The sequence below is a fragment of the Agrobacterium sp. ES01 genome (genome assembly GCF_050320885.1).
Classification (GTDB): domain Bacteria; phylum Pseudomonadota; class Alphaproteobacteria; order Rhizobiales; family Rhizobiaceae; genus Allorhizobium.
The window spans coordinates 490,959-517,097 of record NZ_JBNQTH010000001.1; the positions used below are offsets into that span (position 1 = coordinate 490,959).

At 60.2% G+C, this 26,139-nt stretch carries 30 protein-coding genes; 16 read left to right on the forward strand and 14 right to left on the reverse strand.

The window, feature by feature from the left end; genetic code table 11:
- Positions 1–131 precede the first annotated feature (131 nt).
- Positions 132–1,727: a diguanylate cyclase gene (locus ACQQ2Q_RS02550; protein WP_428185451.1), complete on the forward strand. Its 1,596-nt coding sequence runs from the start codon at positions 132–134 to the stop codon at positions 1,725–1,727.
- Positions 1,728–1,768: 41 nt separating this feature from the next.
- Here ACQQ2Q_RS02550 and ACQQ2Q_RS02555 read toward each other — a convergent pair whose 3' ends face one another.
- Positions 1,769–2,380, reverse strand: coding sequence for a glutathione S-transferase family protein (locus ACQQ2Q_RS02555; protein ID WP_428185452.1), 612 nt, complete (start codon positions 2,378–2,380; stop codon positions 1,769–1,771).
- 213 nt (positions 2,381–2,593) lie between these two features.
- Between ACQQ2Q_RS02555 and ACQQ2Q_RS02560 the strand changes: the two genes are divergently transcribed.
- The 5 genes from ACQQ2Q_RS02560 (at position 2,594) to ACQQ2Q_RS02580 (ending at position 5,896) form a co-directional block, all read left to right on the forward strand.
- Positions 2,594–3,118, forward strand: coding sequence for a DUF1697 domain-containing protein (locus tag ACQQ2Q_RS02560; RefSeq protein ID WP_428185453.1), 525 nt, complete (start codon positions 2,594–2,596; stop codon positions 3,116–3,118).
- Positions 3,115–4,428, forward strand: coding sequence for a DUF2254 domain-containing protein (locus ACQQ2Q_RS02565; RefSeq protein WP_428185454.1), 1,314 nt, complete (start codon positions 3,115–3,117; stop codon positions 4,426–4,428). The genes ACQQ2Q_RS02560 and ACQQ2Q_RS02565 overlap by 4 nt, the downstream gene beginning before the upstream one ends.
- 150 nt (positions 4,429–4,578) lie before the next feature.
- Complete coding sequence (locus ACQQ2Q_RS02570; protein ID WP_428185455.1) at positions 4,579–4,866, forward strand: hypothetical protein; 288 nt, start codon at positions 4,579–4,581, stop codon at positions 4,864–4,866.
- 147 nt (positions 4,867–5,013) lie between these two features.
- Positions 5,014–5,427: a MerR family transcriptional regulator gene (locus ACQQ2Q_RS02575; RefSeq protein WP_428185456.1), complete on the forward strand. Its 414-nt coding sequence runs from the start codon at positions 5,014–5,016 to the stop codon at positions 5,425–5,427.
- 10 nt (positions 5,428–5,437) lie between these two features.
- Positions 5,438–5,896, forward strand: a complete 459-nt coding sequence (locus tag ACQQ2Q_RS02580; protein WP_428185457.1) for a cupin domain-containing protein — start codon at positions 5,438–5,440, stop codon at positions 5,894–5,896.
- An 8-nt stretch (positions 5,897–5,904) separates the two neighbouring features.
- Here the strand turns inward: ACQQ2Q_RS02580 and ACQQ2Q_RS02585 are convergent, their stop codons facing one another.
- Entirely contained in the window at positions 5,905–6,474 is a 570-nt protein-coding gene (locus ACQQ2Q_RS02585) for a nucleoside 2-deoxyribosyltransferase (RefSeq protein ID WP_428185458.1), read from the reverse strand.
- Positions 6,475–6,764: 290 nt separating this feature from the next.
- On the opposite strand from ACQQ2Q_RS02585, the gene ACQQ2Q_RS02590 reads away from it, so the two are divergent.
- Both ACQQ2Q_RS02590 and ACQQ2Q_RS02595 read left to right on the forward strand, forming a co-directional pair.
- Positions 6,765–7,253 carry an N-acetyltransferase family protein gene (locus ACQQ2Q_RS02590; protein ID WP_428185459.1) on the forward strand — a complete coding sequence of 163 codons (489 nt, stop codon included), beginning with the start codon at positions 6,765–6,767 and terminating at the stop codon, positions 7,251–7,253.
- 23 nt (positions 7,254–7,276) lie between these two features.
- Positions 7,277–7,852 carry a DJ-1/PfpI family protein gene (locus ACQQ2Q_RS02595; RefSeq protein ID WP_428185460.1) on the forward strand — a complete coding sequence of 192 codons (576 nt, stop codon included), beginning with the start codon at positions 7,277–7,279 and terminating at the stop codon, positions 7,850–7,852.
- 45 nt (positions 7,853–7,897) lie between these two features.
- On the opposite strand, the gene ACQQ2Q_RS02600 is transcribed toward ACQQ2Q_RS02595, so the two are convergent.
- Positions 7,898–8,122, reverse strand: coding sequence for a hypothetical protein (locus ACQQ2Q_RS02600; RefSeq protein ID WP_428185461.1), 225 nt, complete (start codon positions 8,120–8,122; stop codon positions 7,898–7,900).
- 132 nt (positions 8,123–8,254) lie between these two features.
- Between ACQQ2Q_RS02600 and ACQQ2Q_RS02605 the strand changes: the two genes are divergently transcribed.
- Together ACQQ2Q_RS02605 and ACQQ2Q_RS02610 are read left to right on the forward strand one after the other, a co-directional pair.
- Positions 8,255–8,518 (forward strand): hypothetical protein, encoded by a 264-nt coding sequence (locus ACQQ2Q_RS02605; RefSeq protein WP_428185462.1) that lies wholly within the window; start codon positions 8,255–8,257, stop codon positions 8,516–8,518.
- Between the two features lie 8 nt (positions 8,519–8,526).
- The gene (locus ACQQ2Q_RS02610; RefSeq protein WP_428185463.1) at positions 8,527–8,844 is read left to right on the forward strand and encodes a type II toxin-antitoxin system RelE/ParE family toxin; all 318 of its coding nucleotides are present in this window, start codon (positions 8,527–8,529) and stop codon (positions 8,842–8,844) included.
- A gap of 12 nt (positions 8,845–8,856) precedes the next feature.
- On the opposite strand, the gene ACQQ2Q_RS02615 is transcribed toward ACQQ2Q_RS02610, so the two are convergent.
- The 3 genes from ACQQ2Q_RS02615 to ACQQ2Q_RS02625 all read right to left on the reverse strand — a co-directional run bounded on the left by ACQQ2Q_RS02615 (position 8,857) and on the right by ACQQ2Q_RS02625 (position 11,330).
- Positions 8,857–9,774 carry a c-type cytochrome gene (locus tag ACQQ2Q_RS02615; RefSeq protein ID WP_428185464.1) on the reverse strand — a complete coding sequence of 306 codons (918 nt, stop codon included), beginning with the start codon at positions 9,772–9,774 and terminating at the stop codon, positions 8,857–8,859.
- A gap of 85 nt (positions 9,775–9,859) precedes the next feature.
- Positions 9,860–10,303 carry a c-type cytochrome gene (locus tag ACQQ2Q_RS02620; protein ID WP_428185465.1) on the reverse strand — a complete coding sequence of 148 codons (444 nt, stop codon included), beginning with the start codon at positions 10,301–10,303 and terminating at the stop codon, positions 9,860–9,862.
- A 175-nt stretch (positions 10,304–10,478) separates the two neighbouring features.
- The gene (locus ACQQ2Q_RS02625) at positions 10,479–11,330 is read right to left on the reverse strand and encodes a metallophosphoesterase (protein ID WP_428185466.1); all 852 of its coding nucleotides are present in this window, start codon (positions 11,328–11,330) and stop codon (positions 10,479–10,481) included.
- A gap of 151 nt (positions 11,331–11,481) precedes the next feature.
- On the opposite strand from ACQQ2Q_RS02625, the gene ACQQ2Q_RS02630 reads away from it, so the two are divergent.
- Together ACQQ2Q_RS02630 and ACQQ2Q_RS02635 are read left to right on the forward strand one after the other, a co-directional pair.
- Complete coding sequence (locus ACQQ2Q_RS02630; RefSeq protein WP_428185467.1) at positions 11,482–12,267, forward strand: lysostaphin resistance A-like protein; 786 nt, start codon at positions 11,482–11,484, stop codon at positions 12,265–12,267.
- Between the two features lie 31 nt (positions 12,268–12,298).
- Positions 12,299–12,856, forward strand: coding sequence for an NADPH-dependent FMN reductase (locus tag ACQQ2Q_RS02635; RefSeq protein ID WP_428185468.1), 558 nt, complete (start codon positions 12,299–12,301; stop codon positions 12,854–12,856).
- Positions 12,857–12,931: 75 nt separating this feature from the next.
- Here ACQQ2Q_RS02635 and ACQQ2Q_RS02640 read toward each other — a convergent pair whose 3' ends face one another.
- From ACQQ2Q_RS02640 to ACQQ2Q_RS02650, 3 genes are read right to left on the reverse strand one after another with little or no spacing between them, the layout of a single operon-like run.
- On the reverse strand, positions 12,932–15,187 hold the full coding sequence (locus ACQQ2Q_RS02640; RefSeq protein WP_428186464.1) for a xanthine dehydrogenase family protein molybdopterin-binding subunit: 2,256 nt from the start codon (positions 15,185–15,187) through the stop codon (positions 12,932–12,934).
- 19 nt (positions 15,188–15,206) lie between these two features.
- Complete coding sequence (locus ACQQ2Q_RS02645; protein WP_428185469.1) at positions 15,207–16,265, reverse strand: FAD binding domain-containing protein; 1,059 nt, start codon at positions 16,263–16,265, stop codon at positions 15,207–15,209.
- Complete coding sequence (locus tag ACQQ2Q_RS02650) at positions 16,262–16,756, reverse strand: (2Fe-2S)-binding protein (protein ID WP_428185470.1); 495 nt, start codon at positions 16,754–16,756, stop codon at positions 16,262–16,264. Before ACQQ2Q_RS02650 ends, ACQQ2Q_RS02645 begins: the two co-directional genes overlap by 4 nt.
- A 203-nt stretch (positions 16,757–16,959) precedes the next feature.
- Between ACQQ2Q_RS02650 and ACQQ2Q_RS02655 the strand changes: the two genes are divergently transcribed.
- A complete protein-coding gene (locus tag ACQQ2Q_RS02655) occupies positions 16,960–17,538 on the forward strand; it encodes a TetR/AcrR family transcriptional regulator (protein ID WP_428185471.1) in 579 nt (192 codons plus the stop codon).
- Positions 17,539–18,455: 917 nt separating this feature from the next.
- Positions 18,456–19,982, forward strand: coding sequence for an ABC-F family ATP-binding cassette domain-containing protein (locus tag ACQQ2Q_RS02660; RefSeq protein ID WP_428185472.1), 1,527 nt, complete (start codon positions 18,456–18,458; stop codon positions 19,980–19,982).
- 207 nt (positions 19,983–20,189) lie between these two features.
- Here the strand turns inward: ACQQ2Q_RS02660 and ACQQ2Q_RS02665 are convergent, their stop codons facing one another.
- The gene (locus tag ACQQ2Q_RS02665; protein WP_428185473.1) at positions 20,190–20,789 is read right to left on the reverse strand and encodes a superoxide dismutase; all 600 of its coding nucleotides are present in this window, start codon (positions 20,787–20,789) and stop codon (positions 20,190–20,192) included.
- 204 nt (positions 20,790–20,993) lie between these two features.
- Between ACQQ2Q_RS02665 and ACQQ2Q_RS02670 the strand changes: the two genes are divergently transcribed.
- Entirely contained in the window at positions 20,994–21,317 is a 324-nt protein-coding gene (locus tag ACQQ2Q_RS02670; RefSeq protein ID WP_428185474.1) for a hypothetical protein, read from the forward strand.
- Positions 21,318–21,322: 5 nt separating this feature from the next.
- Here the strand turns inward: ACQQ2Q_RS02670 and ACQQ2Q_RS02675 are convergent, their stop codons facing one another.
- The 4 genes from ACQQ2Q_RS02675 to ACQQ2Q_RS02690 form a co-directional block, all read right to left on the reverse strand.
- Entirely contained in the window at positions 21,323–21,649 is a 327-nt protein-coding gene (locus ACQQ2Q_RS02675) for a YkgJ family cysteine cluster protein (RefSeq protein ID WP_428185475.1), read from the reverse strand.
- A gap of 9 nt (positions 21,650–21,658) precedes the next feature.
- Positions 21,659–22,831, reverse strand: coding sequence for an MFS transporter (locus ACQQ2Q_RS02680; RefSeq protein ID WP_428185476.1), 1,173 nt, complete (start codon positions 22,829–22,831; stop codon positions 21,659–21,661).
- Positions 22,832–22,951: 120 nt separating this feature from the next.
- The gene (gene zigA, locus ACQQ2Q_RS02685) at positions 22,952–24,157 is read right to left on the reverse strand and encodes a zinc metallochaperone GTPase ZigA (protein WP_428185477.1); all 1,206 of its coding nucleotides are present in this window, start codon (positions 24,155–24,157) and stop codon (positions 22,952–22,954) included.
- A 170-nt stretch (positions 24,158–24,327) separates the two neighbouring features.
- The gene (locus tag ACQQ2Q_RS02690) at positions 24,328–25,209 is read right to left on the reverse strand and encodes a branched-chain amino acid aminotransferase (protein WP_428185478.1); all 882 of its coding nucleotides are present in this window, start codon (positions 25,207–25,209) and stop codon (positions 24,328–24,330) included.
- A 262-nt stretch (positions 25,210–25,471) separates the two neighbouring features.
- Between ACQQ2Q_RS02690 and ACQQ2Q_RS02695 the strand changes: the two genes are divergently transcribed.
- Positions 25,472–26,119: a haloacid dehalogenase type II gene (locus ACQQ2Q_RS02695; protein WP_428185479.1), complete on the forward strand. Its 648-nt coding sequence runs from the start codon at positions 25,472–25,474 to the stop codon at positions 26,117–26,119.
- The last annotated feature ends 20 nt before the right edge of the window (positions 26,120–26,139 follow it).

Genomic DNA, 26,139 nt, shown 5'->3' on the forward strand with positions numbered 1-26,139 from the left:
CGTGCGGTGCGCGGCGCAGAAGTGTTTTGTTAGCGATTGTTTCCCATAAAGCTTCGTGAAGGTTGCTGATATTTTTTTGATCAGGGACCTGCGCTTTTTTGGCGCCTTTTTATTTGAACGAAGGTTTATTTATGTCTTTCTGGGTGCTGGTCGCGGTTGCCGCAATGATCCCGCTCATCGTCGTCGGCGTGCTTCGCACGCCGCGCAGTCCCGGTCGTGTCTCGTTGATCATTGCCGTGCTTTGCGGTTTGTGGTGGACCTGCTGCGTGATTGCGCGCAATGGCAGTGACGACGTCGAATTCAACAACTTCATGGTCAAACTGGCATGGTTTGGCATTGTCGGCGTGCCCCTGTTCTGGAGCCTGAGTTTCGTCACCTATGCGCGCGGCGAGGACTGCGAAAAGAACTGGCAGATCGGGGCGCTGCTGGCCTTCACGTCAGCGGTCGGACTTGCAGCCCTCACGAATGACTGGCACCACGGCGTTTACGCCCCGGCCTACGATCTTGCCAGCGGTCGCAACGCACACGGCCTGATCTACGATCTGGCCATGTACATCGCTTACGCCACGATGGGGGCCGCATTTATCTATGGCCTGGTTCGCCTTCGTACCGCTCAGGGAATCCATCGCTGGCAACTGGTTGCACTGCTCATGGGAGCACTCCTGCCCTGGGCTTCCAATATCGGCTTCAACTTCTTTTCCTTTCGCGTGTTTAACGACGATCCGACACCCTTTGTCTTCGCCATGACCGGCGCGGTCCTGCTGTCTGCCCAGTATTTTTCAAGTCTGTTCGTGGTGCCACCGGTCGGACGGGATGCAATCTTTGCGATCCTGCCCAATCCTGTGGTGATCGTCGATGGTGAAGGCCGTATCCTGGAAATCAATCCTGCCGGTGCAGCACTACCGGGAATTCCCAAGGCCCCGATCGGCGCAATCCTTTCGGAGCCACCGGAACTGGCAAGCCTTATTCATGACGTGTCATTCACGGATGAAGCACGGGGCGAAGTGACCATTGCAGCATCGGGAAAGACCTATGAGATCGGCTGCCACGCTCTTTCGGCCTGGGGACGCGCCGGCGGCCGGATGTTCCTGATGCACGACATCACCGAGCGCAAGGCTGGAGAGGCCACGCTCAACACCCTGTCACGCGACTTGCAGTCCCAGTTGCACGACAATCTGACCCTGCAGCGCAAACTTAAGGAAGAGGCCTCGCGCGATCATCTGACAGGGCTGTTCAATCGTCGCCATGCCTACAGGGTCCTGCCACGGCTTCTGAGCGAGGCCGGCCGCCATCAAACCCGTGCCATGGTGGTGATCGACATCGATCACTTCAAGAGCTTCAACGACCGCTATGGCCATGACTTGGGCGACAAGGTGATCAAGCGTTTTGGCCAGATCCTGCAGTCCGATCCTGCCATGCGCGACTTTGCGTTCCGTTGGGGCGGCGAGGAATTCCTGGTATTCCTGCCAGACACCGACCGGGATGACGCCATGGCGCATTGTGCGCACTGGCGAAGGATGTTTGCGGAATCGGATATCGGTACGGTCGTCGAACTGCCCCTCACCTTTTCAGCGGGCATTCGGCTGATCGAAGCCGGCGTCGAGGCAACACTCGACGATGCCGTCAAGGCAGCCGACGATCTGCTTTACGATGCCAAGAGAGCAGGACGCGATGTCGCCTTTATCTCCGAAGAAGCCGCGCCGTTGAAACACACCGACGCGGCCTGAGCGACCGCTCCATGCGAGCCAATGACTGGCGCAGACCTGCGTCAGTAAGAGGCGAGTACCGCCTTCACTGCCGATCGCTCTTCCATCCGGTTGCCGTGATCCAGAATGCGCGGAAAACGCTTGGGATCGACACCGTCGCTCTCCAGCCAACGGGCGATGGTGAAGAGATAGGGATCGGCGATGGAATAGGCGTCGCCCATGACCCAGGGACCTTTGAACATGTCCTGTTCGATCATGTCGAAGCACTTGCCCATGACCTCCGGCAGTTTGCGCTTCATGTCGTCCAGCGAGGACTGATCGTCAGCCCAGCGGGTTCCCCGCCGGCCATGGGCGTGGGCCACATGAACCGTCGAGCTCATATAACTCATGAAGGCCTGTATCTCGGCAAAGGCAAAGGGATCGTCCACCGGTGCGAGACCGGCATCGGGATGGCTCTGGGCGACGAAGGCGAGGATGGCCGGCGTTTCCGTGAGGATGCCGCGGTCGGTGACCAGTGCCGGAACCCGGCTCTTTGGGTTGACCGCACGATAGGCCTCGCTGTTCTGATCGCCCTTGGCCAGATCGATCTTCTCGACCGTATAGGATGCTGCGGCCTCTTCCAATGCGATGTGAGAGGCAAGCGAGCAGCTTCCCTTGGCAACGAATAATTTCAATGAATTTCCTCCCGATCATAAGCAATGCTTGAGACTGAATATCACTGCCCAATGCGCGTCACCAGAGAGATGGCGCGCAATTGTGGGAACAAGCGGAAGGTCCGTGTGTTTAAAGTTGAGGGCTGGGCTATCTCATCACCAAATAAGTGTGCACGTTGGCAAGAGGATGCCGGCCCCCTATCGTATTTGAGCCTTTAAATTTTGGGAGGGAACATGCCAGTCTTTGTCGCCCTGATCGGTGCCGTGAATGTTGGCGGGACCGCAAAACTGTCTATGGAGGACCTGAGGGAGATTGCCAAAGGCCTCGGCTATAACGATGTTTCGACCTATATTCAGTCGGGCAATCTGATCTTTTCCAGCGACGACCAGCCGGCCTTCATCATTGGATGCCTGAGCGAGGAACTCGAACGCAAGCTTGGCAGCCCGACGCGGGTCTTCGTCAGACGCGCGGACGAGATGAGGGCGATTGCCGACAACAATCCGTTTGCCGGCATGCCCGCAGACCAGGTTCTCGTCAGCTTCTTCAGCGCTGCGCCCGGCGATACCGCCCTGCACGGCTTTGTGGCCCCTGACGGTGAGGAAGCCGTGGTGCGCGGGCGGGAGATCTATGTGCACTATCCGCTTGGCTCAGGCCGCTCGAAAATCAAGCTGCCGTCTCTGAGGTCCGGCACTTCGCGCAATATCAATACGGTCACCAAGCTTGCGGACATGGCCACCAAACTGGAGAACAACGCATGAGCGGTACGTGGTGGCAAGCCTTGCAGGTCGTCAAGCGGCTGTGGTTCCGGGCAACGCTCTATGCATTGGTCGCTGTTGCAATTGCCGTGCTGGGCATTGTCATCGGACCCTATATACCAGACAGCTTTTCCGATATGGTCGGTGCCAAGGCTGTCGATGCCATCCTGTCGATCATCGCGTCCAGCATGCTGGCCGTCACCACCTTTTCGCTTTCCACACTGGTGGCAGCCACCACGGCTGCGGCGACAAGCGGCACACCGCGCGCGATCAGCCTCTTGTTGCAGGATCGAACGGCGCAGTCGGCACTCTCCACCTTTCTGGGGGCCTTCCTGTTTTCGCTGGTCGGGCTGATTGCGCTCAATACGCATCTCTATGGCGGCGGCGGGCGTCTGGTGCTTTTCGTTGCCACTCTGGTGGTCGTTCTTTTGATCGTGACCATGCTGTTGCGCTGGATCGATCATCTGGCCGGACTTGGCCAGGTCAGCGAAACCATCAGCCGTGTGAGTGACACTGCAGAAAGCGCGTTGAGCGATCTGGCCCAGTCCCCCTATCTCGGCGGACTGCCCTATACACAAGTTCCCGATGGCGCTCTTCCCCTGTTTCCCGACATTGCCGGGCATCTGCGCCATGTCGACATGGCCCGGCTGCACGACATCGCAAAGGGGCTGGAGGGGAAAATCTTCCTGCTTGCACGGCCCGGTGACTATTGCTCGCCAAACGAACCGCTATTGATGTTCCACGGGCCAAAAGGCTTCGGAGACGAAGAAGACGATACGCGCGAAGCGACACTGCGGGCCTTCACCCTTGGCGATATCCGCAATTACGCCCAGGATCCCCTATTCGGCCTCACCGTTCTGTCGGAGATCGCATCGCGGGCGCTATCGCCAGGCATCAATGATCCCGGCACGGCGCTTGATGTGGTGTCGAGGCTGTCGAGGCTGATGGGCAAATTTGCCGAGCAGCGCCGCACGCGGCTGGCGAAAGAGGCCGACGGCGATGGCTCCGAGGCGCGCTATGACACCGTTTATATGCCGCCCGTGCTGGCCGACGATCTGTTCGGCGCCGCCTATGTCGGCGTTGCCCGCGATGGCGCGCATCTGATCGAGGTGGCGTCGGCGGTGCAGCAGTCGCTCGCAGTCGTGGCACAGGCCGCCGATCCCGAAATTGCAGATGCCGCGCGCGACATGGCGCGCCAGGCGCTGGAGCGTAGTCAGGATGCGATGACCTATGAGGGAGACTGGAAAAAGCTGGATGCGCTGCATGCGTCCATGACCTCCAGATCGCATCTGGCACACACACGACAGCTATAGTTAGCTTACGTAGCGTCAGGTGCTTCGCAGTGTCAGTTCAGAAATGAATTGCAAGGTCAATACCCGTTTTGCCGCAGCGCAATAATGCGCAAGCCTCGCGCAAGCTTCAATCGTTAATAAAAGGTTAACGCCAACGCAGAGAGGCCTGCCATGAGGATCGACAGCGGTCTAAGCAGCCAATATTACCAGAACCGGTATGTGCCGGAACAGATCGACAGCGAAGACGCAGCACCGGAAACGGTTGCGACGACGCGGTCTGCTTCCAATCCGGCTTTCAGCAAGACGCTTCTCTCCTCGCATCTTGCCAGCGCTCTGTGGGGCATCGAAGGCGGCAAGAAGAATGGCGCATCCGCCGGCACCGGCATCAAGGACTTCGGCTTTCCGACAACGGCTGAAAAGGTTGAAGCCGTCTACATGGAATTCAGCGACGAACAATAGTCGCTCCAGGGCCGCATGTTTCTGCGCCCCTACCTGCCTCTTTTCCTTACGTGAGACGACACAGCCCCTGGCGACCGGGGGCGCGCAACTTGATATCGCCGCAATCATCCCCAAATCTACAGCAACTAGAGATCTGGAAGGATGGCCATGTATGCGATTGGAGACCTTTCGCGTTTGACGGGCGTCAAAGTCCCCACCATTCGCTATTACGAACAGCAGGGCCTTATTGCCGCGCCCGATCGCACCGAGGGAAATCAGCGCCGTTACGAAAGACGTGCGCTGGACAGGCTGACATTCATTCGCCATGCGCGCGATCTGGGATTTCCGATCGAGGCGATCCGGGAATTGCTGTCGCTGAGCCGCCATCCGGAAGAACCGTGCGAGCGCGCGGATGACATTGCCAGGGCGCAGCTGATGGAGGTGCGCGAAAAACTGGCGCGCCTGAAGAAACTGGAAGTGGAGCTGGAGCGCATTGTCGACCATTGCGGCAATCACACTGTCGGCGATTGTTATGTGATCCGCGCCCTGTCCGATCACAGCCTTTGCGAACACGACCACTGAGGGGAAACCAATGCCAGTGATCAGAAGCGAGAACGCACCTCTTGAAGAGGTGAACGGAGAAGGACGAAATGCAGAGCTTGGACACTACAGCGCCAGACTGCTCAGCGACGCCGGCGGATTGACGCAATTCGGCGCCTTCGTCGAAACCCTGCCACCGGGCTCCTTCTCCTCCCACAAGCACTGGCACGAGTCGGAAGACGAGTTCGTCTATGTGCTTTCAGGCCAGGTGATGCTCAATGAGGGCGACACAATGACAGAAATGCATCCCGGCGATGCCGCTTGCTTCAAGGCCGGCGTCGAGGTGGGGCACCGGCTGGAAAACCAGTCGGATGCACCAGTGACCTACCTGATTGTGGGAACGCGCATGCCCGACGATGCGGTGCATTACACCGACAAGGACATGCTGCTCACCAAGGTGAGTTTCGAGAAGGTGCTGACCGATAGGTCAGGAAACCGGCTGCAGGACTAGAACTCGCTTTACGCACCGCGTGCCGCGATAAATGTCAGGCACTCCTCAAAGGCCGTGAGGTCCAGATAAAGCCTGTCTGGCTGTGCTGCATGGACGGCAACATGACCGCCGCGCCTGAGGACACCACCCTGCAGCATCAGGTTGTCGATCATGTCGACATCTTCCAGTGCAATACCATCCGGCCCGCGCCAGCGTCCATCGTCGCCCTTTACCGCGTCGCCACCGTAGAAACGCATGCTGCGTTCGAAATGTCCGTCCGCGATATTGGTATAGGCGGCGACGATCTTGCCCTGCGCGCACATGTAACCCAGCTCGAAGGCGGTGCCGACATCGGCGGATATGCCACGGAACGGGGTCAGATTGGCAATGATGCCATCGGCCGAATTCATCATCCGCTCGTCGACTTCGCTGATGCGCAAGCCGAATTCGCGACGGGTGGGCGCCGGTTCGATCGCGATATCGCCTGGCATGATCGGCTCGAAACCGTAAGCGCGCGCCATGTCTGCCTTGGCATCGAGTGCGCCACGGGCATCGGGCAGGAAGACTTCCGGACCTGCGAGATAGAGTTTGATGGTCATGGTGGTTTCCCTATTGGCTGGGGCGGACGCATTTTCCTATCAAGCCAGGCGCAGTCGTGCCAGCGCGGATTGCCGGCAAGCGATGCGCAAAAAGCCCCGTTGACAAGCATTGCAATTGGGAGCATCTAGGCTTCCATGATCAACGCACGCGCACTCATCACCAGCACGTATTTTTGGGCCTACCGGTAACAGGCGGCCCGACTGATCACTTATGTCAACAGGCCGCCGTCAGGCGGCCTTGTTGTATGAACAGCTTCCCCTGACGGCAAAACGAACAAGGGACGCGAACAATGACTGAAGATACCGACATTACACTTCCAAGACCGCCCGTTGTGGTGATCCGCTCGGCGCGGGTCGGCGACCTGCCGGAACTCAACCAGATGATTGCAGCCCTTGCGATCCATCATGGCGATGCATCGGACATGACCCCGGACAAGCTGGAACGCGATCTGTTCGGGCCCATGCCCTGGATCCAGGCTCTGGTCGCCGATAGCGGCGAAGGCTTGATCGGCTACGCCATTCTGGTGCCGCTTTACAAGGCGCAGGAAGGCAAGCGCGGCATGGACCTGCATCACCTGTTCGTGGCTGACGGCCAGCGCGGCAATGGCATCGGTCAGCATCTGGTGGCACGCGCCCGCGACATTGCCCGCAAATCCGGCTGCGACTTCCTGTCGGTGAGTGCCGCGACCGGTAATTTCGCCGCCCACCGCTTCTACGAACACATGGACTTCCTGCCTCGTCCTGTCACTGGCATGCGCTACACGCAGGCATTGGCCTGAGCTTCTTAAGGAGGACTTTCCCGATGCCCCGTATTGCCATTGCCTTGCAGCATGATTTTGCCGACTGGGAGCCCGCCCTCCTGATGGCAGCATCGCGCTATTATCTCGGCTGCGATGTGGTGACGGCGTCGCCCGACGGCGGCCCGGTCATCTCCATGGGTGGAATGAAGGTGTCGCCTGACATCGGTTTCGATGCCATCGATGCCTCCGAGTTCGATGCCCTTGTCATTCCCGGCGGTTACGCCTGGGAAAAAGGCAGCGCCTACGACTTTGCCGCCATGGCGACAGCCTTTCATGAAAAAGACAAGGTGCTGGCCGGTATCTGCGCTGCGGCCAGCGCACTGGCAGCGTCAGGGGTGCTGGACAATGTTGCCCATACCGGAAATTCGCTCGCGTCCCATCAGCAATATCCCGGTTATCACGGCGAAGCCCGTTATCTCGACCAGCCGCAGGCGGTGTCGGACAAGAAGATCGTGACGGCGCCCGGAAATTCTCCGGTGACCTTCACCACGGAAGTTTTGAAGGCGCTCGGGATCTGGACTGCGGAGGCCGACACAGAAATTACGGCTTTTCAACGCGAACACGGCCGAGAGGAGTAAAACTCCGCCCGGCCGGCCAGTCCGCCACGTTAAACTTACAGCCCGTCAATGCCTGACGGGAGGCTTTTCAGACCACTGTTGCAAAGTGGACTTGATGAGGATCAGCGCGGCCTGTTGTACCTGGTCACGCTCCCTCGGATCGACAATCGCACTCAAACGCTCCTCGAAAGCGCCGACCGTCTTGACGACCCAGTTATGCAACGCGGGATCGGGATAGTTGTCCAGCAAAGAGCGAATGGCACTCTCCATCCGCCTGCGTTCAGCGCTCATTCCCATATACTCTCCGTGCTGCTGGAAAGGACCATGCATGACGTGGCTTGCGCGACGCTGGAACGGGTGTTGGTTGCGTCGATATGAGATGAGGACTATCCTTTGGATCGAAGGTTGGCCGGAGCGATTGATATGGGCGAGATGGTGAGCGTTAAACTACCCAGCGACATCGTGGCGCTCCTGCGCGAACGACTGGGCGCACGGGAATTCGCATCAAACGATGAAGCCGTCCTCGCCGCCATTGAAGATATGCTGGAATCGGTACCTGCCGACGATTATCGGCTGGATGCCCTGCGGGAACGTCTGCGTCATTCGATGGACGACCCGCGTGCGAATATCAGCGGCAATGCAGCCCGCCAACACCTCGACCTGCTTTACGCCAAGAACCGTGCCTAAGGTGACGAATGAAGCGCTTCGAGGTCGTCTATCGTCCCGAAGCCCTTACGGATATTGAAGCCATTTTCCTGTACGTGTTCGAGGCAAGCCAATCGTTGCAAATTGCATCCGGCTTCACCGACCGTATTCTTGATCGCTGCCAGCGCATCGGCGACGCTCCCAGGGGCGGCGTGGCGCGGGACGACCTGATGCCGGGCATTCGCGTTGTTCCGTTCGAGAAAAAGGCTGTGATTGCCTACATTCTGCAGGATGACAAGGTCGTCATCGTCAACATCTTCTATGGCGGGCGGGACTATCATGCCTTGTTCAACACGCGCCCCGCATAAATCGAAACTCGACTATTCCACTGCCGGCACGGCCTTCAGATAGGCCGCAATCGCCTCGCGGTCTTCGGCTGGAAGTTCTGACAGGTTCTTCTGCACCTCGACCATGGAACCGCCAACGCTGTCGTAGTCCGGGGTAAAGCCAGTGGTCAGATATTCGACGATATCGCCCTGGCTCCAGCCACCGATGCTTTTCGAGCCCGGCGTGATATTGGGAATGGTGCCTTCCCCTTCCGGATTGGCACCACCGGCCAGCCATTGCCCCGATTTAAAGCCGCCCAGCGCATTGCGCGGGGTGTGGCATTCGCCGCAGTGGCCGGGACCTTCCACCAGATACTGGCCGCGTTTGACCCGATCATCCGCATTGGCCAGATCAACGCGTGGCGCGTCGGTGAAATAGAGGAATTTCCAGCCGCCGACCGCAGCTCTTATGTTGAAGGGAAAGGGCAGTTCGTGCGGCGGTGCCACCTTGTCGCTGGATGGCAGCGTTTTCAGGTAGCCGAAGAGATCGTTGATGTCGGTCGACGTCATACGCGCATAGGAGCCATAGGGAAAAGACGGATAGAGATGCTGACCATTGGGGCCGACGCCGCGGGTCATGGCATCGCCGAATTCCGCGAGGCTCCAACCGCCAATGCCGACATCGGGGTTGGGTGTAATATTGGGGGCGTGGAAGGTGCCGAACGGGCTTTTCAAGGGTGCGCCGCCCGACAACACCAGTCGTGCCTCACCCTCGGCACCCGCAGGCGCATGACAGGACACACAGCCGCCGGCCCAGAAGATGCGCTCTCCGTTTTGCAGATCAGGCTCACCGAGATTTTCCCAATGCGCGTACGGCTGGCGCTGCGGCGCCGTGACGAACAGAAAGCCGCCCGCACCGACGCCGCCGATGAGAACGAGCGTACCGAGTGTCTTAAGCCAAAGAGCTGTCATTGATGGTCCCCGCGAGACTCCGCTGCAAACAGATGCCCCTCCGCCCCGCTTTGCAAGAGCGGACGGAGGGTCGTTTTCTGCGCGTCTACTTCTTCATGCGGTAGGACTGATGACATTCGCCACACACGGCACCGACGGCCTTCAATGTCGCGCCGACGCCTGCCTGATCGACGGGCATGGATGCGAGCTGGGCTTCAGCGACCTCGGCAAGCTTGGCAGCTTCCGCCTTGAAGTCATCCATGTTTTCCCAGATCTTGGGGCTGGCTTCGGTCTCGAAACCGGTCTCTGTTCCTGCCGGAAACTGATCGGGGAAGGCCCTGGCATTTTCCTCGATAGTCGTCAGTGCTGCCTTGACGACGTCGGCGTCGAAGGGCTTTTCACCCTTGGCAATGGCGCCCATTGCCCCCATGCTACCGCCGATCTTCTTCATCATCTGCTGGCGGAGAACCTGCGGCTCGTCTGCAGCCACGGCCACACCGGCTGCAAATGCCGCCAGAACGGCTGCCGCCATCAATCGTTTCAACATCATCGTCACTATCTCCCTGTTCCATTCCCGGCATCACCGGTGGTGCATGCATTGCACATGATGATTGCCGGAAGGATATGACGGAATGAAGTCACAATCGGGTGAACCTGAACCCCGACCGTGCAGCTGGCCGCATTCCCTGGTCGATGTCGAGACAACGCGTGGGCGTTTCAATCCGTCAGCGCGATACAGGCAGCCGACGACTTTCCTCGCGCCCCAGACCGTCGATATGGATGTGATCTGCATAGAGCTGGAAAATGGCGAAGGCGTTTTCGTCTTCTGTATCCACCATTCCTTTGAAGTTGATGAAGTGGGTGGCGTTCTTCTGCCCGTAATTGCCGCGGTGGTCATGACCGCAGAGATAGGCGACGGCTGCACCGGGGGCGGCAATCAGTTCGGCGATCCCAGGCGCATCCCAAAGCGCATGGTCGGTGAAGGGGTGCAGGGGATAGTGGCCGAGCACAATGGCCTTTTCGCCCGCTTGCGCTGCCATGGTCAGGCGCTCCTGCAGCCAGGCGACCTGGGTTTCGCTCATGCCGGCATTCCACATCATGGCATTGGCAGCGCCCTGTTTCGTCATCGTCTCCAAGCGCTCGGATGCTTCGATGCGGCGTTCGTCATCCAGCGGCGGAGCAAACAGCGAGATCTCGCTTCCATCGGTCACGATCAGGCGCACGCCATTGACCACGCGATCATAATAGGGCGACGGCATGCCGATTTTGGCATGAACGTGCGCCAGCTTGTCGGCAGCGACGGCAAAATCGTGATTGCCCGGCAGGCAGAGGACTTCGTGCCGGGAGGTTGCCAGAATGTCGAGCACGGGATCGAAATTATCCCAGTCACGGTCGATCAGATCGCCAAGCACGACAATCAGATCGAGATCCTCCTGCTCGAAGAACGCAATGGCCGTGCGCAGTTTGTCGAGGCTCTGGCGGAAATAACGGCCAAGCTCCGGGTTTGGCGCAACGGGCGCATATTGCGGATCGGCAATGATGCCAAGACGGAGGATCGGTGTGGCGGATTCGGGCATGGGGTTCACGATATGCTGGGGATCAAATCAAGAGAGGGCTATGGGCTGCCGATTACGAGGCCGGGATGACAGGGATGTGACAAAGATAGGCTCTTCCATGACGGGGATATTCGCCTATGGTGCCATTTCTTTTTCCCTTTCAGGAGATTTCATGCGTTCGGCAGGCAAGTTCTGGATCGCTCTTCTTGTTCTCGTGATCTGGATGGCCGTGACGGTGCTGGTGGGGCTTGTTCAGCCCCATGCGACCGCCAATCAGGCGGCACTGATCAGCGGTGAGATCATCTACAGCATCATTGCTGCATCGGCTTTTCTGGTCGTCATCCTGCTCTTCCTGAAGTGGGACCGGCTGGGCTTCCAGAAACCGCAGCCGCTCAAGAGCGTCATGCTGACCTGGCTTCCCCTCGGCTATATCGTGCTGTTGCTTGGCGGCGCCATTGCCACAGGCCTGCCGCCGGCGACCACCGTCGCCATTGTCTTGATCAACTGCCTGTTTGTCGGCTTTTCCGAAGAGGCGATGTTTCGCGGCATCCTGTTTCGTGGCGCGCTGGCGCGCATGCGCATTCTGCCGGCGACCATCTTCACCTCGGCCGTGTTCGGCCTGATCCATACGCTCAACGTGTTTGCCACGGGTCAGTTGACGGTGGCGGTCATCCAGTCAGTCGCCGCCTTCATGAGCGGCATGCTCTATCAGGCCATCCGCATCCGCACCCAGTCGGTCTATCCGATGATGGTGATCCATGCGCTATGGGACTTCTCGCTGTTCATGGTGGTGCATTCTGCAGGGGCCGTGAACGAACAGCCGGAGATCACCTTCCAGAGCCTGATTGTGCCGGTCATGCTGGTGATTCCTCTGCTCGGCTATGGCATATATCTGCTCAGAAACCTCGAACGCGATTTTGGCTGGATGTCGGACAAAGCCTCCCGGACCTCTGACTGATGCCGATCTCCCAAAGACAAAGGACCAGACCATGGTGACATTGATTGGCGTCTCAGGAAGCCTGCGCAAACAGTCGCTCAATTCCGCGCTTTTGAAGGCTGCCGCCGCCTCGATGCCCGATGGCTCGACGCTTCAGACCGGCACAATTGCCGGCATCCCGCTTTACGATGGCGATGTGGAAGCCGAAGAGGGTATTCCCGAGGCCGTCACGAAACTGAAGACGCAGATCGAGGCAGCCGACGGGCTGGTGCTGGTCACGCCGGAATACAACAATTCCATTCCCGGCGTTTTCAAGAACGCGATCGACTGGCTGTCGCGCCCCTCCTCCGACATTGGCAAGGTGTTCGGCGGCAAGCCGGTGCTTCTGATGGGCGCGTCTCCGGGCGGCTTTGGCACGATCCTGTCGCAAAACGCCTGGCTGCCGGTTCTCAGAACGCTGGGCACAGACCACTGGAGCGGCGGTCGCCTGCTCGTCTCGCGCGCCTCGGCCGTGTTCGAGAACGGCGATATGACCGATGACAAGGTGAAGGAACAGCTTGTCAAGCTGATGCGCGGATTTGTCGATTATGTTGAGGGTCGCAAGGGGTAGTTCTCCGCGCCTGGCATACGATGAAAAAACCCGGCACCTTGCGATGCCGGGTTTTGTATTGAGACGATGTGCCCGTCACAGCCCTTGGAGAATATCCTCGATGCGGATCGGGAATTTCCGGGCGCGGACACCGGTGGCGTGCCAGATGGCGTTGGCGATGGCGCCGACTGTGCCGGTGATGCCGATTTCGCCAACACCCTTGACGCCGAGCGGATTGACGATGGCGTCCTCCTCCGGGATCAGGATGGCGTCGAGCGAGGGAATGTCGGCATTGACCGGCACATGATACTCGCCGAGATCGGCATTCATGATGCGGCCAGAACGTTTGTCGACAATGGCCTCTTCATGAAGCGCGAATGACGTGCCCCAGATCATGCCGCCGAAATACTGGCTTTGCACCATACGCGGGTTAATGATGCGGCCAGCGGCAAAGGCGCCCACAAGACGGGTGGTGCGCATCTGGCCAAGATCGGGATCGATCTTGATCTCGGCAAAGACGGCACCATGGGAAAACATGGCATGGGATTCTGCCGCTGCCGGATCGCGCACGCCCTTGGCTGAACCGACGATTTCCCTCTTCCCGGCGCGGGCCATGATCTCATCATAGCTTTCGCTTCGGCTGTCATCATCGCGACGGTGGAGCCGTCCATCGCGTGCCACCACTCCGATATTGCCGGAACCGTAAAGTGGCGAGGCCGGATCATTGCTGGCCAGTTCCGTCAACTGGGCAATGGCATCCTTGCCGGCATTGTGAAGCGCCAGACCGGCGCTGGCCGTATGACCGGACCCACCGGCCACGCCGCCATCCGGCAGGGTGGAGACACCCATGTTGAACTCGATCCGATCCGGATCGAGGCCCAGACCTTCCGCGCCGATCTGGGCAAGTGCGGTCCAGGCACCTTGCCCCATGTCCACGCCTGCAATCTCGACCAGCGCCTTGCCGTTGGCCCTGATGGTCGAGCGGGCCTCTGTTGGAAACATCGGACAGGGAAAGAGCGCCGTGCCCATGCCCCAGCCGACGAGAAAGCCATCGGCATCGCGCATCTGGCGGGGTTGAAGCGGACGCGAGGCCCAGCCGAAACGTTTGGCACCTTCGGTGTAACATTCGCGCAGCGCCTTGGACGAGAATGGCCGGCCGGAACCGGGTTCTGTTTCGGCGTAGTTTTTCAGGCGAAAGTCCAGCGGGTCCATGCCGCAGGCTTCGGCTGCCTCGTCGATGGCGACTTCCAGGGCTGCCGAGCCGGAGGCTTCTCCCGGTGCGCGCACCGGTCCCGGCGTGCCGACATCCAGACGAATACCCTGATGCTCCGACAGGACCGCCGGGCTTGCATAGAGATGGGTCGAGGCATTGGCTGCGGGTTCGAGGAAATCATCGAAAGACGACGTGGCCGACAGCGATTTGTGGTGCAGTGCTGTCAGCTTGCCCTCGCCGTCCATGGCCATGCGCAGGGTCTGCCATGTGTGGCCGCGATGGCCCACGGGGCCGAACATCTGGGCACGGGTGATGACCAGCTTGACCGGTCGGTCGAGCATGCGGGCAGCGATGATGCCCAGCATTTGCGGACCATTGAGAATGGCCTTGGAACCGAAACCACCGCCCAGGAAAGGCGAGCGGATGACGACATTTTCGGGTGGAATACCGAAATATGTCGCATAGGCAGCACAGCTCATCACCAGTGCCTGGTTGGGCATATCCAGGGTGAGCTTGTCGCCGTCCCAGCTGGCGACCACCGCATGCGGCTCCATGGCATTGTGATACTGCGCCGGCGTTTCATAGTCCGCCTCGATCACCGTTTCGGCACTCTTGAAGCCAGTCTCCAGGTCGCCGAATTCACTGCGGGGATTGCCACCGATGCCGACCGAACCGGGATCGAAACGCTCGCCGTTATCGATCTCCGTGCGGGCCTGCTCGACCTCATATTGCGGAGCGAGAAGGGCCGCCCCTTCGGTTGCCGCTTCCAGCGTCTCGGCCACCACCAGCGCGATCGGCTGGTTGGCATAGCGTATGCCGTCATCCTGGAGGACATCGATGCGGAAGCCGAATGGCGGTATCTTTTCGTCCGGATCATGGGACAGCGCCGGGCGGTTTTCAGGTGTGATGACCTCGACCACGCCTGGATGGGCCTTTGCGGCGGCGACATTCATGGACGTCACCCGACCGCGGGCAATGCGGGCGCTGGCATAGACGGCATAGAGCATGCCGTCCGGGTTGTTGTCCGCGGCATAGGTGGCCTTTCCGGTGACCTTCAACACACCTTCGCGGCGGGTCAGAGGCTGGCCGGCATTGGAGCCGTAGCGGGTATTCTGGCCCAAGACGGTGTCAGGCGACATATGTTCAGGCGACGTATTTTCAAGCGACATGGCTCTCTCCCGAATTGGTCGAGAAGGGCGAGGCCGGCAGGGCTGGCATGACCTGCGGCGTTCCCCTGGATGCGAGGGTCAGCGCCCGCACGGCAATGCGGCGCGCCAGTTCGATCTTGTAGGCATTGTCGCCCGATGGTCTGGCACCGGCGAGCAGAATGTCGGCGGCTTTGGCAAAGGCTTGCGGGGTTGGCTCTTCGCCCTCAAGGGCAGCCTCTGCCTCGGCCACCCGCCAGGGTTTGGCGGCAACAGAGCCCAGCGACAGACGGGCCCTTGCAATCACGCCATCCTTCATCTCCAGCATGGCTGCGCCCGAAACCACGGCGAAGGCATAGGAGGTGCGTTCGCGCAGCTTTATGTAGCGGGAATTGGCCGCAAAGGCTGCGCCGTCCGCCGGTAGCCTGAGCGCCGTGATCAGCTCGCCCTGTGCCAGTGCATGCTCCACCTGCGGGGTATCGCCCGGCAGCATGTGCAGGTCACTGAAGGCAATCTCGCGGGTGCCGTCCGGCCCTTCCACCTCGACCACCGCATCCAGCGCTGACAGCGGCACGCAGAAATCGGACGGGTTGGTGGCAATGCAATGATCGCTCCAGCCGAGGATGGCATGGCTTTTGTTTTCGCCGCCCTTGGCGTCGCAGCCGGAGCCCGGTTCACGGCGGTTGCAGGCGCTGGCGAGATCCTGAAAATAGGCGCAGCGCGTGCGTTGCAGGAGATTGCCGCCAACCGTTGCGGCATTGCGCAACTGGGCAGATGCACCCGATAGCAAGGCTTCGGCGACTGCCGGAAAGGTGCGGGCAAAGCGCTCGTCATAGGCAAGATCGGAATTGCGGACCATGGCGCCAATGCGCACGCCGCCATCGTCCTGCCATTCGATGTTGGAGAGTTCCGGCAGGCGGGTAACGTCGATCAGACGGTCCGGACGGGCAATACCGATCTTCATCAGATCGAGCAGGTTGGTGCCGGCCCCCAGATAAGCAGAGCCCGGTTCGGCGGCTGCAACAACCGCTTCCCTGATGCTTGCGGGACGCAGGAATTCGAAACGGTTCATGCCGCGTCACTCCCCTTTTCGAGAACAGTCCTTTGCGCCTCGAGCACCGCTTCGGTGATGCCCTGATAGGCGCCGCATCGACAGAGATTGCCGCTCATCAGTTCGCGCACGCGTTCCGGATCGTCCCCGGCATGGCCCTCGGCCATCAGTCCGACAGCGCTCATGATCTGGCCCGGCGTGCAAAAACCGCACTGGAAGCCATCGCATTCGATAAAAGCCGCCTGGACCGGATGAAGGGCTTCGCCGACGGCCAGCCCCTCGATCGTGGTCACCTGCGCTCCATCCAGACTGGCGGCGAGCGAAAGACAGGAATTGATACGCCGTCCATCGACGAGTACGGTGCAGGCACCACACTGTCCGCGGTCGCAGCCTTTCTTCGTGCCCGTCAGATGCAGCCGCTCGCGCAAGAGGTCGAGCAGCGTCACGCGCGGGTCATCGAGCGCAATTTCTTGCGGCTGACCGTTGATGGTGAGGCTGATGGAGAGTTTCATGCGATACTCCGATCAGAGAAAGTGTTATAAGGATACCAACCGCCTGCGCAGGCGGAGCATTTTAAAGCGGGCGAGGCTGTGAATTGACTGAACTGATCTGCGCCCGAACCGTTAACGCAGTATGCATTGGATTTGTTCAGCCTCACTTGAAATATACGGAGGCACCCTCCGTTTATCAAGTGGGCGCTCGCTGTTTTTAGAAAATGGAACATCAACTCCCGAAAGCAAGGCGAAAACCGCGCGCAGATTCCCTTCGTAACAGGGAATTGCTGCTGGTTGCCGCCGGCGAAATCTTCTCGACCGGCGGCCCACAGGCGAGTCTCGAGGCGGTGGCGCGCAAGGCCGGCGTGGGCATCGGCACGCTTTATCGTCATTTTCCCACGCGCGAAGCTTTGTTCGATGCCGTCTATCGGCACGAGGTGGAGCAATTGCGCGCCCTTGCCGAACAATTGCTCGAAGAGCCGGATCCGGTCGAGGCATTACGCCAATGGTTCCAGACCAATATCCGGCTGGTGGCCACTAAGAAGGGCATGATCGAGGCGCTGCAACTGGCCGTGCACGGCTCTTCGGAACTGAAAGCCTATACCTTTCAGCGCATGGTGGAGGCCGTCGGATTGCTGCTCGACCGGGCGGTCAAGGCTGGAATGGTGCGCGACGATATTCCGGCGCAGGATCTGCTGTCGACACTGTTTGGCATTCTCTACGCCCAAAACAGCGCCAACTGGCAACCGGCGGCGATGCGCATGGTCGATGTGTTCGTGGACGGCTTGAGGGCGCGCTGAAGCGCCGGGCATCACTGGACATCTGGCAGAAAAAGCCCGGTGCCAGCAGGCACCGGGAAAGTCGAGACGCAGGAGTAGGATTGCGATCTCGAAACCAACGCGAAGCCGCCTGTCGCCGGACAATGAGCCGGACGCAGTGTGGCTAATCCGACCAGATTACCAAGAGATTCCGGGATGGGTCGATGGCGCCGGGTGACGGCTGCTTGCTCTTGCATGCAAAGTGACGACGGCGACGTTTATATCGTTGGTGAAGTCTTTGCGGCGGATCCGGCGAGCCGCTCTCCCGCGCCATGCAGCCGACCGCTGATTTGCCAGTGTATCGGACACTCCCCAAAAAAGGGCGGATGGCCAAGCTTGAACTGTGCTTTTGCCTCTCCTTAAGGCGTGACGTCTGGACGAAGGCCTGGCGATCTGCCAAAAGCCGTTGCATGGACGCGACCGCCGTTATCTTTAGAATGGGGTCGGGCTGCTGATTGACGTCAGGCGGCTGCCGCGAGGACACGCTGGCCGTCCTATTTCTCTCCTGGCCCCTTTCTCTCATGGCCCCTTTCTCTCTTGGCCTCTTTCTTTCTTGGCCTCTGATTGCCAGTGTGCGTTTGCCTGTCTTGCAGCGGTCGACAAGCATGGCTATAATTCGGCCTGTTGCGCGCTTGAGAAAGGAGGGTCACATGCACAATTACTATTTCCGGTTCTACCGGACACGTGGCCCGGTCGTCGCCCTGCAGATGCGTTTGCAGGGCTGATCAGAGCCTGTTTCTCGTTTCAAACACCGTTCCTGGTCTGCCCTTTGTGGCCCGCAGGCACTGAGCCCTTGGCTCAGTTTCGTCTGCGATCATTATTCACCGCTTGTGATGCACCCGTCGTCGATGGCCAGATGCCCGCGACGGAGCTCCCGCGGTTTCGATCAGAGAACGACCATGAGCCTTATCAATATCCGCAATCTCGGCATTACCCTTTCGTCCCCGCTGTTTTCCAATCTCAACCTCGTCGTCAACTCCGGCGACCGGATCGGCATCGTCGCTGCCAATGGGCGGGGAAAGTCGACACTGTTTCGTGCCCTTGCGGGCATGCTTGACCCCAGCGAAGGCGAGATCACGCGGGCGCGCGGGCTGACCGTTGGCTATGTCGAGCAGAATGTGCCCCCTACCCTGATGCCGCTGACGCTCCATGACGCAGTGCTCGACGCGTTGTCGGAGGAAGAAGCGATCAGCGAAAGCTGGCGGGTGGATGTGGTGCTTGCCTCGCTGGAGGTGCCGGAAGACTATTATCGGCGTCCGCTTGCGGCGCTGAGCGGCGGCTGGCAGCGGATCGCGCTTCTGGCGCGCGTGTGGGTGACCGAGCCTGACGTGCTGATGCTGGACGAACCGACCAACCATCTGGACCTTGCCAAGATCGGCCTGGTGGAACGTTTTCTCAATGCGTTGCCGCGCGATGTGCCGGTGATCCTGGCAAGCCACGACCGCGCCTTTCTGGATGCCGTTACCAACCGCACGCTGTTTCTGCGCCCTGACAATTCACCGGCTTTCGCACTGCCCTATTCGCGGGCGCGCGCAGCGGTGGACGAGGTTGACGCGGCGGAGGCGCGGCGGTTCGAAAAAGACATGAAGACAGCGGAGCAGCTGCGCCGGCAGGCCGCCAAGCTCAACAATATCGGCATCAATTCCGGCAGCGATCTTCTGGTGGTGAAGACCAAGCAGTTGAAGGAACGGGCCGAGCGGCTGGAAGAGGCGGCAAAGCCTGCGCATCTGGACCGCTCGGCCGGCGCCATCAGGCTTGCCAATCGCGGCACCCATGCCAAGGTTCTGCTGACGCTGGACGATGTGGCGGTGGCGACGCCGGACGGCAAGCCGCTGTTTCGCACAGGCAAGCAGTTCATCTGCCAGGATGACCGGATCGTGCTTCTAGGCGCCAACGGCACCGGCAAGACGCGCCTGGTGTCGATGCTGCGTCAGGCCATCGAGCAAGCGGAAATGGCGTCGGGCGGCATCAAGGTCACGCCATCGGTGGTGCTGGGCTATGGCGACCAGGCGCTGGCGGACCTGTCCGGCATCGATACGCCCATCCATGCCGTGACCCGCCGTTTCGATATCGGCGACCAGCGGGCGCGCACCCTGCTTGCGGGTGCCGGTATCGGCATCGACATGCAGCCGCGCCTGATCTCCACGCTGTCGGGCGGGCAGAAGGCGCGCCTGGGCATGCTGATGCTGAGGCTTGCCGAACCCAATTTCTATCTGCTGGACGAACCGACCAACCATCTCGATATCGAGGGGCAGGAAGCGCTGGAGGCCGAACTGATGGCGCATCAGGCAAGCTGCCTGCTGGTCTCCCATGACCGCAGCTTTATCCGTGCGGTGGGCAACCGTTTCTGGGTGATCGAGAAGAGGCGGATTGTCGAGGTCGACAGTCCGGAGGGATTTTTCGAGACCATGGCGGCTGGCGGCTGAGGACAGAACCGCTGTCGGGCGCACGCCCTCCGTCAGTCCGGCCTCGAGCCCGGATCCAGTGCCGCAGGCCTCTGATCTGCGAAGGGTCGTTTGGCACGGCAGACGCGGCATGGCCAAACGCGCCTGTGACCTTGGCCGCTGCGGCTCTACCAACAAAAAACCCGACGCTCGAAAGCGCCGGGTTGTTCAACTTATGCGAAGCTGCGCTTACTTGGCGGCTTCGTACATTTCCAGGACGTAGTCCCAGTTGATCATGTTGTCGATGAAGGCCTCGAGATATTTCGGGCGAGCATTGCGGTAGTCGATGTAATAGGAATGCTCCCAGACATCGACGCCGAGGATCGGCTTTGCGCCGTGAACCAGCGGGTTTTCGCCGTTCGGGGTCTTCATGATTTCAAGCTTGCCATCCTTGACGGCAACCCAGGCCCAACCGGAACCGAACTGGCCGACGCCAGCTGCGGTGAAGTCGGCCTTGAACTTGTCGAAGCCGCCGAGATCGGAGGCGAATGCGCTTTCGAGCGCGCCGGGCAGCTTGTTACCGCCGCCATCCTTCTTCATCCACTTCCAGAAATGGATGTGGTTGTAATGCTGGGCAGCATTGTTGAAGAGCGGCTGGTTGTTGCCGTAGGACTTCTTGATCACTTCCTCGACGGACAGATCACCCATGCCGGCATCGGCGGCCAGCTTGTTGCCCGTGGTCACGTAGGCATTGTGGTGCTTGTCGTGGTGGAATTCCAGCGTCTCGGCCGACATGTAGGGGGCCAGAGCGTCGTAGGCATAGGGCAGATCTGGAAGTTCGAAAGCCATGAGGGATCTCCTTTCGGCATTTAAAAATCTTAATCGGGCAGGTGCACGGAACATAGGAGCGGAACCTTGTTCAGGCAACCTTGCGCGCATGAAATTTGTTCCTTTCGGAGCAAACTCTATTGTTGAATTAACGGGTAGGCGGGAACAGAGTTCCGTATCAATCGCTATAGGACGGAAACCTTTCGCGTTGCAGGAGACACGCCCATGCGCATCACAGCCCTCAAAGCTGCCTCCGTCACTCTGTTGCTCGGTGCCGGACCTGCGCTCGCCTCGTCTGACGAGGCATGGAAGCAGTTTGCGGCGGACGTCGAGACGCGCTGCCTTGCGGCCTCAAAAAGCCTTGTGCGCGCGGAAAAGATTGCCGTCGATCCGCTTGGAACACAAAGTTACGGCGTGGCGATCCTGACGGGCCGGGCCGTGGGGGCCGATGAGGCTGTGAGCCTCGTTTGCGTTTACGACAAGCAGAGCAAGACCGCCGAGGTCAGCCCCGGATTCGACCAGGATGCGGTGACTGTCACCATTCCCTGACGGGATCAGGCGGACGGTGCCGGGTCGACCGCGTATCCGCGCGCGGCGCGCGCCTCCAGGCATTCCGGATCGCCGGGCATACAGTCACGGCACACGAGCGGGCGAACCGCATAGATGGTGCAGGCGACATGTTTGCCGAGCTCGCCCTTCAGTGCCGCGCAACGCCCCTCGGTAAACAGCATGCCGCTTTCATCCCGGGCGACCAGCTTTTCCGGGATCAGCGCCAGCTCCTCGTCGCTTTCCAGCGAAAAGCGCGGCCAGTCTGCCGAATGGGCGCAACAGGCGCCGCAGGACTGGCAATCGAACATATCGGTGGAAGGTTCATCACTCATGCTGGCGCCCTACTTTCCGGTTGAGGGTTTATGGCGCAGGCCGGCTGCGAAGATGGCGGCGAGGACAAGCATCACGACACCGGTCAATATCGGTCCGGCATCGAGCGAGACATCCATGACCATGCCGGTGGCACCGGAGCCGACGGCGCTGCCGATGGCATAGGCAAGGCCGAAGGCGGCACTGCCGGAGACCAGCATCGAACCGCGAAAGCGATCGCCCAGCAAAGTGAGCGCACAGGTGAAAAGCGAGAAGCTTGCAGCGCCCATGACCGATACGGTGATCAGCAGCCCCGGCTCCCAATGGATGAAGGGCAAGAGAATGAAGGACAGGCCGCTCAAGCAGGCCGAGCCAACCGCAATGGCCGTGCGCGGAGCATGATCGAGCAGCCAGCCCACCAGTGGCTGGGCCAATGCCGTTGGCAGCGCCACCATGGTGACGGCAAGGGCTGCGAAATTTTCGGAATGGCCACGCTCGACGAAATAAAGCGGAATGCTGGAGATGGCGGCGATATCGGAAAAGCCGAAGCCAACCACCATCAGCGCCAGAAGCGGCGCGACCATCAAGAAGCGGAACAGGCCACCGGGGGCAGAGGCTTCCGGACGGGTGCGGGCATAACGGCCGAGCATGACCGAGGCAAAGGCCACCAGGGCGATATAAATTGCCACCAGCGCAAAGGCGAAGCCATCCTTCGTGCCGACCAGAGGGATGGCGAGCGGGCCAGCGGCAAAGCCGGCGCACATGCTGGCGCCATAGATGCCGGACACACGCCCCCGCAACCGGTCAGGACAGGCGGTATTGAGCCAGGCTTCGCTGATGGTGAAGATGATGCTGGTGCCGTAGCCGAGCACGAAACGGGCGACGAACCAGACGCCGAGATTGTCGCTCAGCGAAAAGGCGATCAGTGCAACCGAGCAGCCCAGCAGGCCAGCGACAATCAGGCGGTCGCCGCGCAAATGACGCGTCATGCGGCTGACCATCAAGGTGGAGGTGGCGATACCGGCTGCAAAGACCGATGCATTGAGCCCGGCCATGGTGGACGACACGCCGCGCCCTTCCATGACCAGCGCGATCAGCGGATAAGTGAGCCCCTGCCCGACCGAAAAGGCCGTCACCCCCAGCACAACGACAGCAATTGCCGCCCAATCCGGCGCGAAATCTTCCGCGATTGCCGATGCCTGCATGACCGAATTCCAACTGAGAAATGCCGGCAAGGCCAGCGATCACTTCGTCTATCCGAGCCACCGCCGTAAGTCGAGAGGGGCAGCAGACGGGCCGCCCCCCGATATCGCACACTGCTGCCGTCAAGCAGCGCGGCGATCCCAACTGGCGAAGGGATCGGCCAAGCCGCGCCAAAGCTCAGGTTCGAAAGCGTCGGCATTAATGAGGCAGGCATCCAGTTCCGCGGTGAGCAGCGCTTCGTCCATGGGATCGGCGCCGATGAAGACGATTTCCTGACGTCGGTCGCCCCAGACGGGATCGAAATACGGTTTCATCATCTCGTGGAAACCCGGATCGTTGGGCCATTGGTCCTGCGGCACTGCCGACCACCACAGGCCCATCTTGCCGGTGCGCACCAGAGCGCCGGCCTGGCTGATCTCGCCGACGTGATAGGGTCGTGTGGCCAGCCAGAAGAATCCCTTGGCGCGAACCACGCCCGGCCAGCTGCGATCGACGAAGGCCTGGAAACGCTGCGGATGAAACGGGCGGCGCGCGCGATAGACGAAGGAGCGGATGCCATATTCCTCGGTTTCGGGAATGTGATCCTTGAAGCCGTGCAGTTCCTTGAACCAGAGCGGATGGGTTTCGGCTTTGGCAAAGTCGAAGCGACCGGTGCCCAGCACCTCGTTTAGAGGCACATTGGCAAAGTCGGCCTCGATCAGCCTGGCATCCGGATTGAGGGCTGTGATGATCTTGCGGGCGGCCTCCAACGCCTGCGGTGTCGCAGCGCCGACCTTGTTGAGCACAACGACATCGGCAAATTCGATCTGCTCGACCAGGAGATCGACAATGGTGCGGGCATCGCCCTCGCCGGCCGTTTCTCCCCGGTCGGCGAGAAAGTCGGTCGACCCGTAATCGGCGAGAAGATTGGCGGCATCGACGACCGTGACCATGGTATCCAGGCGCGCGACGTCGGCGAGGCTCTGGCCATGTTCGTCGCGGAAATCGAAGGTGGCGGCAACCGGCAATGGCTCGGCGATGCCGGTGGATTCAATCAGCAGATAATCAAATCGCCCCTGCTCGGCCAAAGCTCGCACCTCCGTCAGAAGATCATCGCGCAGGGTGCAGCAAATACAGCCATTGGTCATTTCCACCAGCTGCTCTTCGGTGCGCGACAGATTGGCCCCGCCATCGCGTACAAGGGCTGCGTCGATATTCACCTCACTCATGTCGTTGACGATGAGTGCGACCCGCAGGCCGTCGCGATTGGCGAGAATGTGGTTGAGCAAGGTGGTCTTTCCGGCCCCGAGGAAGCCGGAGAGAACAGTGACAGGGAGCTTTTGGGTCATGGTGGACTTGTCCATTTGCGTTGCATCAGTCGATATTCGTAACGTTATACAGTTACATAAAATTGATGCAAGATGGGCCTGCCGTTTTTGACAGGCACTCATGACAACGCCCGCGCCTTTCCAGGAAGAAAGACGCGGGCGTGGTCGATGGGCAGATGGATTGCGGCCGATCAGAAGTCGCCGGAAGAGCGGGCCCAGTCCATGTAGAGATCGAGCGACTTGCGGGTGACAGGACCTTCCTGCAATTCGCGATCGTCGAGCTTTGTCACGGGCACGACCTTGGAATAGTTGCCGGAGGTGAAGATCTCGTCGGCATCCATGAAGTCCTTGACCGTCAGCGTGCATTCGCGAACGTCAAAACCGCCCTGCCGCAGCAGCGCGATCACACGGGCGCGGGTGATGCCGGACAGGAAGGTGCCATTTGGCACCGGCGTCATGACCACACCGTCCTTGACCAGGAAAATGTTGGAGGATGCGGTCTCGGCAACATTGCCGTTCATGTCGAGCGCGATGGCATTGTCGAAGCCGCGGCTATGGGCCTCGATCAGCATGCGGCCGGAATTGGGATAGAGGCTACCGGTCTTGGCCGCCGTGACGGCCACTTCGGCGGAGGGCCTGCGGAAGGGCGAGACGGTGAGCGAGGACGGTTTTGCCGTGTGCATGGGCGCTTCAAACAGGCAGAGCGCAAAGCGTGTGGATTCGGGATCGGCGGCCACCACGGAATAAGGTGAGCCGTGTTCGGCCCAATACATGGGCTTGATGTAGATCGCGGTCTTGCCGTCGAACTTCTTCACGCCCTCCCAGGCAAGGGTCTCGATCTCTTCTGCAGTCTTGACCGGCTTCAGGCCCATATTGACCGCCGAGCGATTGACGCGCTGGCAGTGCAGATCGAGGTCGGGCGCAATGCCGTCGAACCAGCGGGCGCCATCAAATACCGTGGAGCCCAGCCACATGGCGTGGGAGGTTGGCCCGATCAGCGGTGGATTGCCGGAGATCCACTCTCCGTCAACGAAGGTCCAGGTGCTGCTGCGGGGGGACGTATCGACTGCCATTTCTTGTCTCCGAATTCTTGAGCGCGCAGTCAATGACAGCAGCCAGTGGCGGTCAAGCCAAATTTTGCCACCATGTCGTTTTAACAAGAAAGCACACGACGCAGCCTGTCCGACGCAAGAATTTTTCACGAAATCAAAACCTTGCCTTATGATTTCATCAAATTAAATGATGGCGAGCGACTATCTTGAGGCACCGCGGGCGTGGCATGATGGTGAAGAGCCGGCGACAGGCGCAACTGTCGCCCATGGTGGAGGGTAATGAATGAGCGCGGCCTTTGTATTCGATGCCTATGGCACATTGTTCGATGTCCATGCGGCGGTGCGGCGTCATTCCGAAAGGGCCGGACCGGACGGTCAGCGTCTCTCCGAAATGTGGCGGGCCAAGCAGCTTGAATATTCCTGGGTGCGGGCATTGATGGGGAGCTACCAGGACTTCTGGACGTTGACGGAACAGGCACTCGATTACAGCCTGCAGCGGATACCGAGCGTCGACAAGGCGCTGCGCGACGACCTGCTCTCGGCCTATTGGTCCCTGGATTGCTATCCCGAAGTGCCAGCCGTTCTGAAGGCCCTGAAAAGCCGTGGCGCCAAGGTGGCGATCCTCTCCAACGGTTCGCCGGACATGCTGGAGGCGGCCGTCAACAATGCCGCCCTCGGACAGATCATCGACGATGTGTTTTCGGTGGAGCCGTTGAAGACCTACAAAACCGCACCCGCCGTCTACGATCTGGTGACCACCGCCTACCGGCTATACCCCGATGCCGTTTCCTTCCAGTCATCCAACCGCTGGGATATCGCCGGTGCCAAGTCCTTCGGCTTCCGCACCGTGTGGATCAACCGGGCGAACATGCCCGACGAATATACCGATCTCGGACCCGATTTGATCCTGCCATCGCTGGAGAGCCTGTAAGAGGCCACTCCGGTCAGCCT